This window comes from Pseudomonas sichuanensis (genome assembly GCF_003231305.1).
GTDB lineage: Bacteria > Pseudomonadota > Gammaproteobacteria > Pseudomonadales > Pseudomonadaceae > Aquipseudomonas > Aquipseudomonas sichuanensis.
Window position 1 is genome coordinate 1 of the sequence record NZ_QKVM01000050.1, and the last position, 16,937, is coordinate 16,937.

Genomic DNA, 16,937 nt, shown 5'->3' on the forward strand with positions numbered 1-16,937 from the left:
GCAGAAGCCGCTATCAGGCGATATTCGCCAGCAGCTTTTCCCACTCCTTGTTTTCCTTCTTCGACACGCCGCCCAGCAGGTCGATGGCCTGGCGCAGACGGTAGCGGGTCAGGTCGGGGCCGAGGATTTCCATGGCATCGAGCACCGACACCGAGCTGGCCTGGCCAGTGATGGCGGCAAACATCAGTGGCATGGCATCGCGCAACTTGAGCTCCAGCGACTCGACCACCGCCTGGATGCAGGCGGTGATGCGGTCTTTCTCCCATTGGCGCAGGCTTTCCAGCTTCCACAGGATCAGCTGCATCACCTGGCGCACCTGGTCGGCCGACAGTTTCTTGCTCTCGAACAGCTTGGCGTCAAGCTTCAATGCACCTTCGAAGAAGAAGCCACCCAACGGAGCAACTTGGCTGAAGGTTTCAACCCGGCCCTGCACGTGCGGGGCGATCTTCATCATGTAGTCGCTGTTGAAGGCCCACTTCTGCACGCGCGCGGCGAACTCTTCCACCGGCAGCTCACGCAGCCACTGGCCGTTGAGCCAGGACAGCTTCTCGATGTCGAAGATCGGGCCACCCAGCGAGATGCGCGACAGGTCGAAGTGCTCGACCATCTCCGCCAGCGAGAACTTCTCACGCTCGTCCGGCATCGACCAGCCCATGCGGCCCAGGTAGTTGAGCATCGCTTCGGGCATGAAGCCCATGCGCTCGTAGAAGGTGACCGAGGTCGGGTTCTTGCGCTTGGACAGCTTGCTCTTGTCCGGGTTGCGCAGCAGCGGCATGTAGCACAGCTTGGGCTGCTCCCAACCGAAGTACTCGTACAGCTTGATCAGCTTGGGCGCCGAAGGCAGCCACTCTTCACCACGCAGTACATGGGTGATGCCCATCAGGTGATCGTCGACCACGTTGGCCAGGAAGTACGTCGGCAGGCCGTCGTTCTTCATCAGCACCTGCATGTCCATGCGGTCCCACGGGATCTCGACATCGCCGCGCAGCATGTCCGGCACCACGCAGATGCCTTCGCTCGGCACCTTCATGCGGATCACGTGCGGCTCGCCGGCAGCCAGGCGGCGCTGCACTTCTTCATCGCTCAGCAGCAGGGCGCGGCCGTCGTAGCGCGGGGTCTCGCCGCGGGCCATCTGCTCGGCACGCATCTGCTCCAGCTCTTCGGCGGTGCAGAAGCAGTAGAAGGCGTGGCCCGCATCGACCAGCTCCTTGGCGTACTTGGCGTAGATTTCGCCACGCTCGCTCTGCCGGTAGGGGCCGTGCGGGCCGCCGACGTCCGGGCCTTCGTTCCATTCGATGCCGAGCCAGCGCAGGGCGTCGAAGATCTGCTGTTCCGACTCGCGGGTGGAGCGCAACTGGTCGGTGTCTTCGATACGCAGGATGAACTCACCGCCGTGCTGCTTGGCAAAGCAGTAGTTGAACAGGGCGATGTAGGCAGTGCCGACATGGGGGTCGCCAGTGGGCGATGGCGCGATACGCGTGCGAACGGTGGTCATGGAGAGTCTCGAACGAAGATTCAAACAAAGGCGGGATGTTAGCAGGGAGCGGGCACTGGGCTCCAGCAATGGCGCTATCGTCACTTGTGACGGTGCCGGTTGCGGTTGTTAAATTTGCTTACACTTTTGGAACCATAGTCCTCATGCCCGCCCAACTCAAACGTCGCCTGCTGATCTTCATCACCCTGGTCGCACTGATCGCCCTCGCCTTCCTCGCCCACTGGTACTTCAAGGGGCGCTTCTTCGAGAGCACCGACAACGCCTATGTACAGGGCGAAATCACCCGCGTATCCAGCCAGCTCGGCGCGCGCATCGATGACGTAAAGGTGGAAGACAACCAGCACGTCAACAAGGGCGACCTGCTGGTACGCCTTGAAGCGGCCGACTTCGAACTGGCCGTGGCCCGCGCCCGCGCCGCGCTGGCTACTCGCGAAGCGGAACGGGTGCAGGCGCAGAGCCGGCTGGCACAGCAAGGCAGCCTGATTGCCGCCGGCCAGGCCCAGGTGGCCGCCAACCAGGCCAGCTTCGACCGCTCGCAGCTCGACCTCAATCGCGCCCAGGCCCTGCGCAAGCCTGGCTTCGTTTCCGAAGAGCGGGTCACCACCCTCTCGGCGGAGAGCCATGTGGCCCGCTCCCAGGTGGACAAGGCCCAGGCCGACCTCAAGGGCCAGCGCCAGCAGGTTGACGCCCTGAGCGCCGAACTCAAGCGCCTCGATGCGCAGATTGCCAATGCCCGCGCCGACCTGGCGCAGGCCGAGATCAACCTGACCCGCTGCGAGATCCACGCGCCGATCAGCGGCACCATCGGCCAGCGCAGCGCGCGCAACGGCCAGGTGGTGCAGGCCGGCGCCTACCTGCTGTCGATCGTTCCGGACCAGGACATCTGGGTGCAGGCCAACTTCAAGGAAACCCAGATCGGCAAGATGCACCCTGGCCAGCGCGCCGAACTGCTGTTCGACAGCTACCCCGACACCCCGATCGAAGGCCGCGTCGACAGCCTGTTCGCCGCATCCGGGGCACAGTTCAGCCTGCTGCCGCCAGACAACGCCACCGGCAACTTCACCAAGGTGGTGCAGCGCATTCCGGTCAAGCTGACCTTCGCCGCCGACAACCCGCTGCATGGCCGCATCCGCCCGGGCATGTCGGTGACGGCCACCGTCGACCTGCGCAGCCAGGACGACAGCCGCGATGGCCGGTGACCAACTGCTGCGGCCCAGCGCAGAGCCCACCCGGCGCGACTGGATCGCGGTGATGAGCGTGATGCTCGGCGCCTTCATGGCGGTGTTGGACATCCAGATCACCAACTCTTCGCTCAAGGACATCCAGGGCGCGCTGTCGGCCACCCTCGAGGAAGGCTCGTGGATCTCCACCTCCTACCTGGTGGCCGAGATCATCATGATCCCGCTGACCGCCTGGCTGGTGCAGCTGCTGTCGGCCCGGCGCCTGGCGGTGTGGGTGTCGCTGGGTTTCCTGGCCTCGTCGCTGCTGTGCTCGATGGCCTGGAACCTGGAAAGCATGATCGTGTTCCGCGCCCTGCAGGGCTTCACCGGCGGCGCACTGATCCCGCTGGCGTTCACCCTGACGTTGATCAAGCTGCCGGAGCACCACCGCGCCAAGGGCATGGCCATGTTCGCCATGACCGCCACCTTCGCCCCGTCGATCGGCCCGACCCTGGGTGGCTGGCTGACCGAAAACTGGGGCTGGGAATACATCTTCTACATCAACATCCCGCCGGGGCTGCTGATGATTGCCGGGCTGATGTACGGGCTGGAAAAGAAAGAAGCCCACTGGGAGCTGCTGAAAAGCACCGACTACGCCGGGATCGTTAGCCTGGGCTTGGGCCTGGGCTGCCTGCAGGTGTTCCTTGAAGAAGGCCACCGCAAGGACTGGCTGGAATCCAGCCTGATCGTCAGCCTGGGCAGTGTCGCCCTGGTCAGCCTGATCCTGTTCGTGATCCTGCAGCTGTCCCGCCCGCACCCGCTGATCAACCTGCGTATCCTCGGCAACCGCAACTTCGGTTTATCCAGCATCGCCAGCCTGGGCATGGGTGTGGGGCTGTACGGTTCGATCTACCTGCTGCCGCTGTATCTGGCACAGATCCAGGGCTACAACGCCCTGCAGATCGGCGAGGTGATCATGTGGATGGGGGTGCCGCAGCTGTTCCTGATTCCACTGGTGCCGCTGCTGATGAAGGTGATCTCGCCGAAGCTGCTGTGCGCCCTGGGCTTTTGCCTGTTTGGTGTGGCCAGTTTCAGTTCGGGGGTGCTCAACCCGGACTTCGCCGGGCCGCAGTTCAACCAGATCCAGGTGATCCGCGCCCTTGGCCAGCCGATGATCATGGTGACCATCTCGCTGATCGCCACCGCCTACATCCAACCCCAGGATGCGGGGTCAGCGTCGAGCCTGTTCAACATCCTGCGCAACCTCGGCGGCGCGATTGGCATCGCCTTGCTGGCGACCTTGCTGGATGCGCGGGCCAAGGTGTACTTCGACTACCTGCGTGAGGCGCTGGTGCCGAGCAATCCGCAAGTGGCCGAGCGCCTGGCGCAACTCACCGAGCGGTTGGGCAACGACACCGCGGCGCTGGGCAAGCTCAGTGAGATCACCCACCAGCAGGCGATGATCATGGCCTACAACGATGCGTTCCACTTCGTCGGGATTGGGTTGGCGGTGAGCATGCTGGCGGTGTTGTTGACACGCAAGTTGCCGCAGGGGTTGAAGGCAGGGGAAGCGCACTGACGGGTACCGAACATGGGTAATGCGCTGGCTTCTTCGCGGGTAAACCCGCTCCCACAGGCAGCGGGTAACCTGTGGGAGCGGCGGTTCGGCGCCCCGATTTATCCGCGAAGAAGCCAACACCGATACCGGCTGCTCAGCTGGCGATCAGGCGCTCGCGCAGCTTGCCGATCTCGTCGCGCAACTGCGCGGCGGCCTCGAACTCCAGGTCGCGGGCGAATTGGAACATCTTCTCTTCCAACTGTTTGATGCGTTTGGTGATCTCGGCCGGGGTCTGCAACTCGGCTTCGTAACGCCCGGCCTCCTCTGCCGCCTTGGCCATGCCCTTGCGCTTCTTGCTGCGCGCACCGGGCACGGTGGCACCTTCCATGATGTCGGTGATGTCCTTGACCACACCCTTGGGCACGATGCCGTTGGCTTCGTTAAATGCAACCTGCTTGGCCCGGCGCCGCTCGGTCTCGTCGATGGCGCGCTGCATGGAACCGGTGATGTTGTCGGCGTAGAGGATTGCCTTGCCGTTGAGGTTGCGCGCCGCACGGCCAATGGTCTGGATCAGCGAGCGCTCGGAACGCAGGAAACCTTCCTTGTCGGCATCGAGGATGGCCACCAGCGACACTTCCGGCATGTCCAGGCCTTCGCGCAGCAGGTTGATGCCCACCAATACGTCGAAGGTGCCCAGGCGCAGGTCGCGGATGATCTCCACCCGCTCGACAGTGTCGATGTCCGAATGCAGGTAGCGTACCCGCACATCGTGATCGGCCAGGTAGTCGGTGAGGTCTTCGGCCATGCGCTTGGTCAGGGTGGTGGCCAGCACCCGCTCGCCCAGGGCGACGCGCTTGCCGATTTCCGACAGCAGGTCGTCCACCTGGGTAAGCGCGGGACGCACTTCGACCTGCGGGTCGACCAGGCCGGTGGGGCGCACCACCTGCTCGACCACGCGCCCGGCGTGCTCAGCTTCATAAGGGCCGGGCGTTGCGGAAACGAAGATGGTCTGCGGGCTGACCGCCTCCCACTCGTCGAAGCGCATGGGGCGGTTGTCCAGTGCCGATGGCATGCGGAAGCCGTACTCCACCAGCGTTTCCTTGCGCGAGCGGTCGCCTTTGTACATGGCGCCGACCTGGGGCACGGAAACGTGGGATTCGTCGATCACCAGCAGTGCATCCGCCGGCAGGTAGTCGTACAGCGTGGGTGGCGGCGCACCGGCCGGACGCCCGGAAAGATAGCGCGAGTAGTTTTCGATGCCGTTGCAGTAACCCAGTTCGAGGATCATCTCCAGGTCGAAGCGAGTGCGCTGCTCCAGGCGCTGAGCTTCGACCAGCTTGTTGTGCTTGTGCAGGTACTCCAGGCGCTCCTTGAGCTCTTCCTTGATGCCCTCCACCGCTTCGAGCAGCGTTTCGCGCGGCGTGACGTAGTGCGACTTGGGGTAGAAGGTGAAGCGCGGCAGCTTGCGGATCACCTCGCCGGTCAGCGGGTCGAAGGCGGCGATGTTCTCCACCTCGTCATCGAACAGTTCGATGCGGATGGCCTCCAGGTCCGATTCGGCCGGGAACACGTCGATCACATCGCCACGCACGCGGAAGGTGGCGCGGGCGAAGTCCATCTCGTTGCGGGTGTACTGCAGCTCGGTCAGGCGCCGCAGCAACGCACGCTGGTCGAGCTGGTCGCCACGGTCGACGTGCAGGACCATCTTCAAGTACGCCTCGGGGCTGCCCAGGCCATAGATGCACGACACGGTGGTGACGATGATCGCGTCGCGCCGCTCCAGCAACGCCTTGGTCGCCGACAGGCGCATCTGCTCGATATGGTCGTTGATCGAGGCATCCTTCTCGATGAAGGTGTCCGACGACGGCACGTAGGCTTCGGGCTGGTAGTAGTCGTAGTAGGAGACGAAGTACTCGACCGCGTTGTTCGGGAAGAACGCCTTGAACTCGCCGTAAAGCTGCGCCGCCAGGGTCTTGTTCGGCGCCAGCACCAGGGTCGGGCGCTGCACCTGCTGGATGACGTTGGCGATGCTGAAGGTCTTGCCCGAGCCGGTCACGCCCAGCAGCGTCTGGTGCGAAAGCCCGGCCTCGATGCCCTCGACCATCTGGCGGATGGCCTCGGGCTGGTCGCCGGCCGGCTGGAATCGGGTGACGAGCTGGAACTCGGACATGACGGACCTCGTGAATGTCGCGGCAACTGTAAATTTAGCCAGTAGTCTATACGCAAATGCGCCCGCCGGGCGCGGCTTTCAAGCCCGGCCCGGCAGCCTGCATGGCAATGGACCGGGCAATTCGACCAATGGTCGAAAAATATTTGCGCAAACAACTGGAAAAGCTGCGCCAGACTGTCGCAGTGACCGGGCGGTATCACTATACTGACTCCCCGTTTGTGCACCGCTTCAGTGCATTCGGCTGGAGCGTGGCAACCCCTATCACTCTCCTATCCGAGCCAAGGTAACAATGAGCCTGTTTTCCGCTGTCGAGCTGGCACCCCGCGACCCTATCCTGGGCCTCAACGAAGCATTCAATGCCGACCCACGTACCGACAAGGTCAACCTGGGCGTAGGTGTGTACTGCAATGAGGAAGGCCGCATTCCGCTGCTGCGCGCGGTGATCGAAGCCGAGACTCAGCGTGCCGCCCAGCACGCCTCCCGCGGCTACCTGCCGATCGATGGCATCGCGCAGTACGACCAGGCCGTGCAAAAGCTGATTTTCGGCGCCCAATCGCCACTGCTGGCCGCCGGCCGCGTAGTGACCGTGCAGGCTGTCGGCGGTACCGGCGCGCTCAAGATCGGTGCCGACTTCCTCAAGCGCCTGGCGCCGGGCGCCGTGGTTGCCATCAGCGACCCGAGCTGGGAAAACCACCGCGCACTGTTCGAGACCGCAGGCTTCCCGGTACAGAACTACCGTTACTACGACGCCGCCAGCCACGACGTCAACCGTGCCGGCATGCTCGAAGACCTGAACAACCTGCCCTCCGGCTCGATCATCGTGCTGCACGCCTGCTGCCACAACCCGACCGGCGTCGACCTGTCGCTGGACGACTGGAAGAACGTGCTGGAAGTGGTCAAGGCCAAAGGCCACGTGCCGTTCCTCGACATGGCCTACCAGGGCTTTGGCGACGGCATCGCCGAAGACGCCTTCGCCGTGCGCCTGTTCGCCGAGTCGGGCCTGGAGTTCTTCGTGTCCAGCTCGTTCTCCAAGTCGTTCTCGCTGTACGGCGAGCGCGTCGGCGCGCTGTCGATCGTCACCGCCTCGAAAGACGAGAGCACCCGCGTGCTGTCGCAGGTCAAGCGCGTGATCCGCACCACCTACTCCAACCCGCCGACCCACGGCGCGACCATCGTCGCCACCGTGCTGAACAGCCCTGAGCTGTGCCAGATGTGGGAAGCCGAACTGGCCGAGATGCGCACCCGCATCCATGGCATGCGCAAGCAGATGGTCGAGTTGCTGGCCGAGTACGGTGCCAAGCGCGACTTCAGCTTCGTTGGCCGCCAGGCCGGCATGTTCTCCTACTCCGGCCTGACCGTGGAGCAAGTGGCACGCCTGAAGAACGAGTTCGGCATCTATGCCCTGGACACCGGCCGCATCGCTGTCGCAGCCCTGAACCAGAGCAACATCCACGTGGTCACCAAGGCCATCGTAGAAGTACTGTAACTCCTTGATTGCCAAGGGGAAGCTTGACTTCCCCCTGGCAACCGGTAAGATACGCCGAAATTCCGCGATAGCTCAGTCGGTAGAGCAAATGACTGTTAATCATTGGGTCCCTGGTTCGAGTCCAGGTCGCGGAGCCAAACAGCGTTGCAAAGATTGCCTCCACAGTCTTTGAACACCCGAAGAACCCGCCGCCTGGCGGGTTTTTTCGTTTTGCCGTGTAGCTGCTTGCCGCTGCTTCCAACCGTGTGAACGCTCTCAATGGCCAGCCCAAATCAGCTTGCCCGTGGCAACGCCTGCACTGTCTCGCCAACCAGGTAGGCACTGCCGGTTCTTTTGCACACGCCCCTTGTTTTCCAAGTGCCCTGAACTATCGTCTGCATGCGCATCCGGCGCCTCAACGACAGGGAGTCAAGATGGAAACCAAGCAGACCGCCCAAAATGCCCAGCAAGCGGTGGAACTCGTTGCCAACCAGGCCATTCTGGCCAGCCAGCAAGGCACCTTCGCAGTTGGTGGCTGCATCATCGACAATGCCACCGGCAACGTGCTCGCCGCCCTGCACAACAATGTGCTGATGCCCTACCCCGGCAGTACCGCGCAACCGCCGTTCCTGCCCCACGATCCGACCGCCCACGGTGAACGACAGCTGGTGGACTGGTATTTTGCCAACCGCCAACGTCTGGGCCTGCCAGCGCCGGAAAAACTGACCGTGGTGACCACCCTCGACCCCTGCGCCATGTGCGCCGGCTCGCTGCTGACTGCCGGCTTCAACGTGGCGGTCAGCGCCATTGACACCTACGCGGGGATCAACTTCAACAGCCAGTTCGATTTTCCCAGCCTGCCACCCGCCGTGCGCCAGAAGGCGCAGGCCAGTTGGGGCTACTATGCGGTTGCCGCGCCGATCAACCGCCCCTATCAGGGCGCAGGCAGCGGGCCGGTCTATGCCGGCTGCGGTATCGATGCCGCAGCCTTCAGCCTCACCGGTTCGATCTTCGACGCCAGCGTGTCCAACGTGCGTGACGCTAGCAACAACAGTGGCCTGCCACCTGACCAGTTGCGCAACCCGAGTTCGCTGCCCGCCGACAGCAAAGTCCGGCAGGCCCTGGCCGCACTGAGCCCCTGGAGCCTCAAGGTGAGCAGCGCCAACCCGCGCATGCCCGGGCAGGAACTGGCCCGCCCACTGATCGAAACCGCCCGGCAGGCCGACACCATGAACGCCGTGGCCTTGCTCGACCCGTTCGGCAACCTGTTGGCCTGCCTGGGGGGCGTGGAGAAGCAGTCGCCAATCCGCACCGCGTTCATGGAGACCACGCGTGGCTATGCCGAACTGCGTTGGAAGCTGATGAACGACAACGACCCTGCTGTACGCGCCCAGGCGAAGCAATGCCTCACACACCCCAAATACGGCACCTTCGTGTTCCTGTATATCCCTGACCCGGCGACCAGCCAGGCGGTGATGACCTTTGGCGCCTACGGCTCAACCATGGAAGGGCCGGTACCGCAGTCATTCCCCTCCAACTTGCAGTATGTGCTACTGCCTGCCGGCGTCAGTGCCCAGGCCGTGGCGCAACTGGCGCAGAACCTGCCGCCCTTCTATACCCAGAGCGTCCAGGTGGCACCCAGCCAAGTGCTGGACACGGCCCTGATCAGCGCCGTGCAGCGCGAACTGTAGCCACGACGCCCAGACGGGCGACTCATCGGGACAGGGGTTCGGTCACTGGCCGCCCCTCGTCCACCAGGCTCCACACCAGCAGCTTGGCCGGCGCGGTCTTGCTGGCATTGCTCGATACGCTGTGCACGGTGCCGGGCGCTTCGTACCAGAACTCGCCAGCCTTGTAGGTTTTCTGCGGCTCGTCGTTGAGCTTCGAGACGACTGCACCTTCCAATACATAAGCCATGACCGCGCCTGGGTGCTGATGGGCGGGCGATGCCTGGCCCGGTGCGTAGCTGACGGTGAGCATCACCGCTTTCTTGCCAGGAGCATTGCTGGGCAACTGCTCCTGGAGAATCTTCACCTGGTCGGGATGCTGCGCGTCACCATGCGCCCAGGCAGGCACGTTGGTACCCAGCAAGCCGAGGGTGGCAAACACGCAGAGGGAAAGACGGGGAATGCTCATGAAGGGAATCTCCTGATTGGCTGTGGCCCTCAGGTTATGCCCCGCCCGCTACAGGAGAAACGGCCAATCCGCGGAAAAAGCAGGAGGCCGATCTTCGCTCAGGCGTCGCGCCCGATCGGGTAGAACCGGCCATGGCTCCACACCCCGAGCCACTGCTCGCCCTCGATGGTCTGCGGCACCGCCAGCTCCACCAACTGGTAGAACACGTTGCGGTGAATCAGCGCCTCGAGATTGCCACGCATGAGCACATAGGGCGCAGGCTCCTGGGTGATCGGGTCGATCACTACCCGCAGCGGGTTGGCCGGGCCGGCTTCGACCTGATCGTCGACGTTGCTGGTGAAGCGCAGCACCTGCTGCTCGCCACTCCCCTGCACATCCAGCAGCACCGCCACGAAGGGCGCGTCATCAACGCGAATACCGACTTTTTCCACCGGCGTGACCAGGAAGTAGTCGTCGCCATCGCGGCGGATGATGGTGGAAAACAGCCGGACCATCGGCTTGCGCCCGATCGGCGTACCCAGGTAGTACCAGGTGCCGTCACGGGCGATGCGCATGTCGATGTCGCCGCAGAAATCCGGGTTCCACAGATGCACCGGCGGCAGCCCCTTGTGTGCGGGGATCTGGCTGAGGAGATCGCTGGCCTTGCCGGAGTCGGTCATATCACGCTCGCTTACTTGCTCATGCCCAGGAGGCTACGAGCGTACTCGCGCATGGGCGCGGCAAGCAAATCCTGCGGGGTATTGTCGTGGAACGTCAACAAACCGCCACGGCTCTTGATGCGCGCGGTATCGATCAGGTAGCGGGTGTTGGTCTCGATCAGCATCATCTGCACCACGCCAGTGTCCCAGCCCAGGCGGTCGACGGCCTGTTCGTCATACCACTCATCGCCATTGCCGATACGGTCGTCGGTGCGAGCGAAGCGGGTGTACAGCACGTAATCGGCGCCGACCGAACGGGCTTCGGCGATCGCGTCTTCCAGGCCGAGCGGGCCCTGGGCGCGGCGCACCAGCGGGAAATACTCGATGAAACTCTTGAAGGCTTCCTCGGCCACGGCGTTCTGGCGCGGCTGCGGCCCCTTGCCAGGCGGCATGAACGCGCCCTGGCCAATGAAGATGAACGAATCGGGCTGCAGACGAATTGACAGGGTACGGGTGGTGTTGCTGTGGTCCAGCAGGCCCACGTCGCTCATCTGGTCACGGACCTCCTCCCCCATGTCACTGACTTTCATGCAACCGCCCAACGCCATCAGCGCCAGCAGCAAGACCAGGCTACGCATCTTTCCTCCAGAGGCCGGTGACGAAAAACCGGCGAATAGCCGCCAGATGCAGCTTTTGCGCCAGAGTCAGCCGCCGATCACCTTCATCACCATCACATCGCCGGAGAACGCCTGGTCCTGCTTGTCCGCCAGTGCCTTCACCAGCAAGCGCTGCAACGCTGGCAGGGCCTGGTGGCGCGGCTTGTCCAGCAGGTCGCCGACAAAGTGACGGTTGCTTGAGGACAAGCAACCATGCAACCAGCCGGTGGACGACAAGCGCAGCCGCGAGCAGGCGCGACAGAAGGGTACGCTCTCGTTGGCGATCACCCCGAAGTGCCCTTTTCCGGGTATGCGATAACGCAGCGCGGTCGCATCCACCGGGCGCTGCGCCTGCTCGAACTCATGGGCTTCGCCGATCAGCGCGAGCAGTTGCTCAAGCCCCACGAACTGCTGCCCGAAGGCGTTGCTGTCACGGGCCAGGTGGCCCATGCGCATCAGTTCGATGAAGCGCAGCTCGTAACCCTGCTGCAGGCAGTAGTCGAGCAGCGGCAGTACCTGATCGAGGTTTTGCCCCCGCATGGGCACCATATTGACCTTGATCGCCATGCCGGCAGCGCTGGCCTGGGCCATGCCGTCGAGCACGCTGGCCAGATCGCCGCCACGGGCAATACGGCGAAACGCCAGGGGGTCGAGGGTATCGAGCGAGACATTCAGCCTGCGGATGCCGGCAGCAAGCAGAAGCGGCAGTTTGCGGGCAAGCAGTTGGCCATTGGTGGTGAGGCTGATGTCCTCCAGCCCGAGCCCGGCCACCGCGGTCAGGAAGCCCTCGAGCCGCGGGCTGATCAGCGGCTCGCCGCCAGTGATGCGCAAGCGCTCGACACCGGCGGCCTCGACCAGATAGGCCACGCCGCGCCCCAGCGCCTCGGCCCCCAGCTCGTCCTGCGCCGCCACCAGGCGCTTGCCGTCGGGCACGCAGTAGGTGCAGGCGTAGTTGCAGGCAGCAGTCAGGCTGACGCGCAGGTTGCGAAAGCGCCTGCCTTGACGATCGACGATCATGGGGTGACTCCGGCATGGAAGAAACGAACCGGCAAAACCTGACTCATAAATCAGGTTTTTGCAAGTCTTCCTGTCGAAGGCTGAATCACGCGATGCTCGCCGAGGGCCGGCAAGCACCGCCCGGGCCGCTTCAGTTCGCGGTTTCTGGGTCGCGCTTGCGCTTGTTGCCCATGCGCACGCCGATGTCCATGAGGAACTGGAAGAAGCCTTCCTGATCTTCCAGCACGTTGCTCCAGAACGGCGAGTGGTACAGCGCCACCGCACCGTGGACCAGCGCCCACGCCGCGCAATAGTGGAAGTACGGCGGCACGTCCTCGAGCTTGCCTTCGCTGATGCGGCCCTTGATCAGCTGCGTCAGGCGGTCGAAGTTGGAGGCACGAATGCTGTGAAGCTGCTCGACCATTTCCGGCACCTGGTTGCCCTTGACCACCTTTTCTTCCAGGCGGTCGAACAGGCGGTAGCGCTGCGGATCGCGCATGCGGAACTCGAAGTAGGCGCGCGACAGCGCCTCTTTGTCACGGTCGACGTCAGCGGAATGCAACAGCTCGTTCAGGTCACGCTCATAGTCGAGCATCAGGCGCAGGTAGATCTCCGCCTTGGACTTGAAGTGCTTGTAGATCGTGCCTTTGCCGATGCCGACGGCGTCGGCGATCATCTCGACGGTGACACTGTCTTCACCCTGTTCGAGAAACAGCTTGAGCGCCGTATCGAGGATTTCCTGCTCGCGGCGGCGAAATTCACGGACCTTACGAGGTTCTTTGTGCATAGGTAGGACTAGGATGACAATCGAAGCGGATTATTATGCCTAACTGGCGGCAAATTGCACGGATCTTCCAAGCATGTCTGTGTTTCTTGATGAGTTCGAGCAGGCTCCGGGCCTGTGCTACCTGAACCACGCGGCCATCGCTCCATGGCCGCGCCGGGCCACTGATGCCGTGGCGCGCTTCGCCCGTGACAACCTGCAGCGGGGCGCCAGCGACTACCCGGCCTGGCTGGCCACTGAACGACGCCTGCGCGAGCGCTTGGCGCGCCTGCTCAATGCGCCGTCCACAGGCGACATCGCCTTGCTGGGCAATACCTCGCAAGCCTTGTCATTGGTTGCCTTCGGCCTCGACTGGCAACGCGGCGACCAGGTGATCATCAGCGACCAAGAGTTCCCGTCCAATCGCGTGGTCTGGCAGGCACTGGCGGATCAAGGCGTCGATGTGATCGAGACCAGCCTGGCCGGGGATGACCCCGAGGCCGCGCTGCTCCAGGCCTGTGGCCCGCGCGCCCGGCTGCTGGCGGTCAGTGCCGTGCAGTTCGCCAGCGGCCTGCGCCTGGACCTTGCCCGCCTGGGCCAGGGCTGTCGCCAACGGGGCGTGCTGTTCTGCGTCGATGCCATCCAGCAGATTGGCGCCCTGCCCTTCGACGTGCAGCACTACCAGTGCGATTTCGCCATGGCCGACGGCCACAAGTGGATGCTCGGCCCCGAGGGCCTGGGGGTGTTCTATTGCCGCAGTGCCCTGCGCAGGCGGTTGAAACTGCATGCCTACGGCTGGCACATGCTCGAACAGCTGGGCGATTTCGAGCGCCGCACCTGGCAACCGGCGCGCAGCGCCCGACGCTTCGAGCCGGGCAGCCCGAACATGCTCGGTGCCTGTGCGCTGGAGGCCAGCCTGTCGTTGCTGGAAGATGTCGGCATGTATGTGGTTGCAGAGCAACTCGGGCATCGCGTCGAGCAACTGCACCAGGGGCTGACGGCGATCCCGGGGGTGCAGTTGCACAGCCCGGCAGACCCAAGGCGCCGCGCAGGCATCGTCAATTTCACTGTGGCCGGCCGCGCCAATGCCGACATTTATCGAGCGCTAAGCAACCAGCAGGTGATCTGCGCCCTGCGCGGGCCTGGCGTGCGTTTTTCCCCACACTTCTATACCGATGAGCACCTGATCGACGAAGCACTGCGGCTGGTCAGGCAAATCGCCATGCACTGATCGCCCAAGGGACCGCCGACGTATTCCAAATCTGTTTAAAAAACGATCAGTGAGCGCTGGCAGGGCGCCAATCCTGGCCAATACTTGAAGTGTTGGCGCGGCGCATCCCCCCCAAGTGGCGCGCCGATAAAGGTGCCCAGGGACCGCGTACCTTTGTTTTACTCCTAATGGTCTTAACCCGGATTCCCCCCCCAGAACCCGGGTTTTTTTTGCCCGGGCGCCAGCGACGAACTGCGGATCAGGCCACCCGTGCCAGCGGGAACAAGCGTTTGAAGTTGGCGGTGGTCTGCTCGGCCAGCTGCTCATAGCTGGCCCCGCGCAGCGAGGCGACATATTCGGCCACCTCCCGCACGTACTGCGGCAGGTTCGGCTTGCCGCGGTGCGGGATCGGCGCCAGGTACGGCGAATCGGTCTCCACCAGCAGGCGATCGACCGGCACCTGCCGGGCCACCTCGCGCAGGGCATCGGCGTTGCGGAAAGTCACGATGCCGGACAGCGAGATGTAATAGCCCAGGTCCAGCGCAGCCTTGGCCATCGGCCAATCTTCGGTGAAGCAGTGCAGCACTCCGGCCTGGGGCAGGTTGGCTTCACGCAGCAGGGCCAGGGTGTCCTCGCGGGCCGCACGGGTATGCACGATCACCGGCTTGCCGGTCTGCCGCGAGGCTTCCAGGTGCAGGCGGAAGGAGGCCTGCTGCAGCTCGGCGGCTTCGGGCTCGTAATGATAATCCAGGCCGGTCTCGCCAATGGCCACCACATGCGGATGAGCCAGCTCGCGCAGCAGCCACTCCAGGGCCGGGGTTTCACCCGGCGCCAGGTCCAGCGGGTGCACCCCCACCGAGCAATCGACGTCGGCGTACTGCTCGCTGAGCGCCTTGACCGCGCCGGCGTTCTCGGCACTGACGCCGATGCACAGGAAATGCCCGACGCCGCGTTCACGCGCGGCCTGCAGGGCAGCATCGAGGGAGCCCTGATGGGCGCTGAGGTCAAGACGGTCGAGGTGGCAATGGGAATCTACGAGCATGGGAACACACACATGAATGAACGATGGAGATCAGCGCATGCCCGGCAGCTGCACCCAATGGGCGAGCAAGGCTTCGAGCAGCAGCACACGGTTGAGGTTGGCCTTGCCCAGCACTTTCTGGCGCTGCTCCAGGATCCACGCCTGGACCTCCAGCACCTTGGCCTGGCGGCTCTTCTGCGCCAGGTACTGCAGCACCTTGCGCATGTCGGCCAGGCCTAGCCCGTCCTCGTCCTGAGTCAGCTGATAGCGCAGGATCAGGTGCGACCAGTCGCAGAACCAGTCGAACAACAACAGCAACGGCACGTTGTTCCAGGCTTCGGCCAGCTGGCTGGGCGACTGCTGCTGCTTGAGCAGCTTCTTCACACCCTCGGTGACCAGCGCGCGCTGCTCGCGCACGCCCTTCGCCTGCAGGCTGACAGCCATCAGCGGCGAGCCGGCGGCCAGTGTCAGCAGTTCCTCACGCTCGTCTTCGGCGCTGTCGGCAAGGGCATCGGCCAGCCAGGCACGGCTCTGGGCCAGGCTCGGCTGCGGGCAGGTGACCTGCTGGCAACGGCTCTTGATGGTGGGCAGCAAGCGGCTGGGCTGGTGGCTGACCAAAAGCAGCACGGTATCGCCGGAAGGCTCCTCCAGGCTCTTGAGCAAGGCATTGGACGCGTTGACGTTCATCGCCTCCACTGGCTCGATCAGCACCACTTTGCGCCCGCCCTGCTGGGCCGTCTGCACGATGAACGACACCAGCTCGCGAACCTGGTCGACCTTGATCGGCTTTTCGGCTTCTTCTGGCTCCAGCACGAAGTTGTCCGGATGGCTGCCGGCCTTGAGCAGCAGGCACGCCTTGCACTGCCCGCAGGCATCCAGCCCCTGGGGCGCCTGGCACAACAGCCGCGCCATCAGCCGCTCGGCCAGGGCACGCTTACCGATACCCTGGGGCCCATGCAGCAAGTAGGCGTGGGCATGCTGGCTGCGCCCGGCCAGTTGCTGCCAGAGCGCCTGCTGCCAGGGGTAGGCTTCAGCCACGGCAACGCTCCAGAAGGCCCGGCAGCAGCGCATCGATCGCACGCTGCACCGCGCCCAGCGGCTGAGCGGCATCCAGCAAGCTGTAGCGCTGCGGCTGCTGGGCGGCGCGTTGCAGGTAGGCCTGGCGCACCGCTTCGAAGAAGGCCTGGCCCTCCTGCTCGAAGCGGTCCAGCCGGCCACGGGCAGCAGCACGGGCCAGGCCGACCTCGACGGGCAGGTCGAAGACCAGGGTCAGGTCCGGGCGCAGTTCGCCCTGGACGAAGGATTCGAGGATGGCGATGCGCTCCACCGACAAGCCACGGCCGCCGCCCTGATAGGCGTAGGTGGCATCGGTGAAGCGATCGCAGAGCACCACGGCGCCGCGTGCCAGGGCCGGGCGGATCACTTCTGCCAGGTGCTGGGCACGGGCAGCGAACATCAGCAGCAACTCGGTATCGACCGCCATGGGCTCGTCGCTGGGTGCCAGCAGCAGCTCGCGGATACGCTCGGCCAGTGGCGTGCCGCCGGGCTCGCGGGTCATCACCACATCGACACCCTGCTCACGCAGGCGCGCCGCCAGGTAGTCGCGGTTGGTGCTCTTGCCCGCGCCTTCGGGGCCTTCCAGGGTGATAAACAAACCGCTCACGGGTGT

Annotated in this window: 15 protein-coding genes and 1 tRNA gene; 6 read left to right on the forward strand and 10 right to left on the reverse strand. The window is 64.2% G+C overall.

What is annotated here, in order from left to right; genetic code table 11:
• Positions 1–13 precede the first annotated feature (13 nt).
• A complete protein-coding gene (gene gltX, locus DM373_RS22405) occupies positions 14–1,495 on the reverse strand; it encodes a glutamate--tRNA ligase (protein WP_110995663.1) in 1,482 nt (493 codons plus the stop codon).
• Positions 1,496–1,638: 143 nt separating this feature from the next.
• On the opposite strand from gltX, the gene DM373_RS22410 reads away from it, so the two are divergent.
• Entirely contained in the window at positions 1,639–2,694 is a 1,056-nt protein-coding gene (locus DM373_RS22410) for an HlyD family secretion protein (protein WP_110995664.1), read from the forward strand.
• Entirely contained in the window at positions 2,684–4,234 is a 1,551-nt protein-coding gene (locus DM373_RS22415) for an MDR family MFS transporter (protein WP_110995665.1), read from the forward strand. The genes DM373_RS22410 and DM373_RS22415 overlap by 11 nt, the downstream gene beginning before the upstream one ends.
• Before the next feature lie 133 nt (positions 4,235–4,367).
• Here DM373_RS22415 and uvrB read toward each other — a convergent pair whose 3' ends face one another.
• Positions 4,368–6,383 carry an excinuclease ABC subunit UvrB gene (gene uvrB, locus DM373_RS22420; protein WP_110995666.1) on the reverse strand — a complete coding sequence of 672 codons (2,016 nt, stop codon included), beginning with the start codon at positions 6,381–6,383 and terminating at the stop codon, positions 4,368–4,370.
• 289 nt (positions 6,384–6,672) lie between these two features.
• On the opposite strand from uvrB, the gene DM373_RS22425 reads away from it, so the two are divergent.
• From DM373_RS22425 to DM373_RS22435, 3 genes are all read left to right on the forward strand, one after another.
• On the forward strand, positions 6,673–7,869 hold the full coding sequence (locus DM373_RS22425; protein WP_110995667.1) for an amino acid aminotransferase: 1,197 nt from the start codon (positions 6,673–6,675) through the stop codon (positions 7,867–7,869).
• 61 nt (positions 7,870–7,930) lie between these two features.
• Positions 7,931–8,006, forward strand: a tRNA-Asn gene (locus DM373_RS22430).
• A gap of 276 nt (positions 8,007–8,282) precedes the next feature.
• The gene (locus DM373_RS22435) at positions 8,283–9,539 is read left to right on the forward strand and encodes a nucleoside deaminase (RefSeq protein ID WP_110995668.1); all 1,257 of its coding nucleotides are present in this window, start codon (positions 8,283–8,285) and stop codon (positions 9,537–9,539) included.
• A gap of 22 nt (positions 9,540–9,561) precedes the next feature.
• On the opposite strand, the gene DM373_RS22440 is transcribed toward DM373_RS22435, so the two are convergent.
• The 5 genes from DM373_RS22440 to DM373_RS22460 form a co-directional block, all read right to left on the reverse strand.
• Entirely contained in the window at positions 9,562–9,984 is a 423-nt protein-coding gene (locus DM373_RS22440) for a cupin domain-containing protein (RefSeq protein WP_208642823.1), read from the reverse strand.
• A gap of 98 nt (positions 9,985–10,082) precedes the next feature.
• On the reverse strand, positions 10,083–10,643 hold the full coding sequence (locus DM373_RS22445) for a DUF1285 domain-containing protein (RefSeq protein WP_110995669.1): 561 nt from the start codon (positions 10,641–10,643) through the stop codon (positions 10,083–10,085).
• An 11-nt stretch (positions 10,644–10,654) separates the two neighbouring features.
• Positions 10,655–11,260, reverse strand: coding sequence for a DUF4823 domain-containing protein (locus DM373_RS22450; protein ID WP_110995670.1), 606 nt, complete (start codon positions 11,258–11,260; stop codon positions 10,655–10,657).
• Between the two features lie 66 nt (positions 11,261–11,326).
• Positions 11,327–12,295: a GTP 3',8-cyclase MoaA gene (locus DM373_RS22455; protein WP_110995671.1), complete on the reverse strand. Its 969-nt coding sequence runs from the start codon at positions 12,293–12,295 to the stop codon at positions 11,327–11,329.
• Between the two features lie 130 nt (positions 12,296–12,425).
• The gene (locus tag DM373_RS22460) at positions 12,426–13,061 is read right to left on the reverse strand and encodes a TetR/AcrR family transcriptional regulator (protein WP_110995672.1); all 636 of its coding nucleotides are present in this window, start codon (positions 13,059–13,061) and stop codon (positions 12,426–12,428) included.
• Between the two features lie 73 nt (positions 13,062–13,134).
• Here DM373_RS22460 and DM373_RS22465 point away from each other — a divergent pair, with 73 nt between their 5' ends.
• Entirely contained in the window at positions 13,135–14,268 is a 1,134-nt protein-coding gene (locus DM373_RS22465) for an aminotransferase class V-fold PLP-dependent enzyme (RefSeq protein WP_110995673.1), read from the forward strand.
• 238 nt (positions 14,269–14,506) lie between these two features.
• Here the strand turns inward: DM373_RS22465 and DM373_RS22470 are convergent, their stop codons facing one another.
• The 3 genes from DM373_RS22470 to tmk are packed head-to-tail and all read right to left on the reverse strand — an operon-like array spanning position 14,507 to position 16,931.
• The gene (locus tag DM373_RS22470; RefSeq protein WP_110995674.1) at positions 14,507–15,289 is read right to left on the reverse strand and encodes a TatD family hydrolase; all 783 of its coding nucleotides are present in this window, start codon (positions 15,287–15,289) and stop codon (positions 14,507–14,509) included.
• A 30-nt stretch (positions 15,290–15,319) separates the two neighbouring features.
• Positions 15,320–16,306: a DNA polymerase III subunit delta' gene (locus DM373_RS22475; protein ID WP_110995675.1), complete on the reverse strand. Its 987-nt coding sequence runs from the start codon at positions 16,304–16,306 to the stop codon at positions 15,320–15,322.
• The gene (gene tmk / locus DM373_RS22480; protein ID WP_110995676.1) at positions 16,299–16,931 is read right to left on the reverse strand and encodes a dTMP kinase; all 633 of its coding nucleotides are present in this window, start codon (positions 16,929–16,931) and stop codon (positions 16,299–16,301) included. Before tmk ends, DM373_RS22475 begins: the two co-directional genes overlap by 8 nt.
• Between the last annotated feature and the right edge of the window lie 6 nt (positions 16,932–16,937).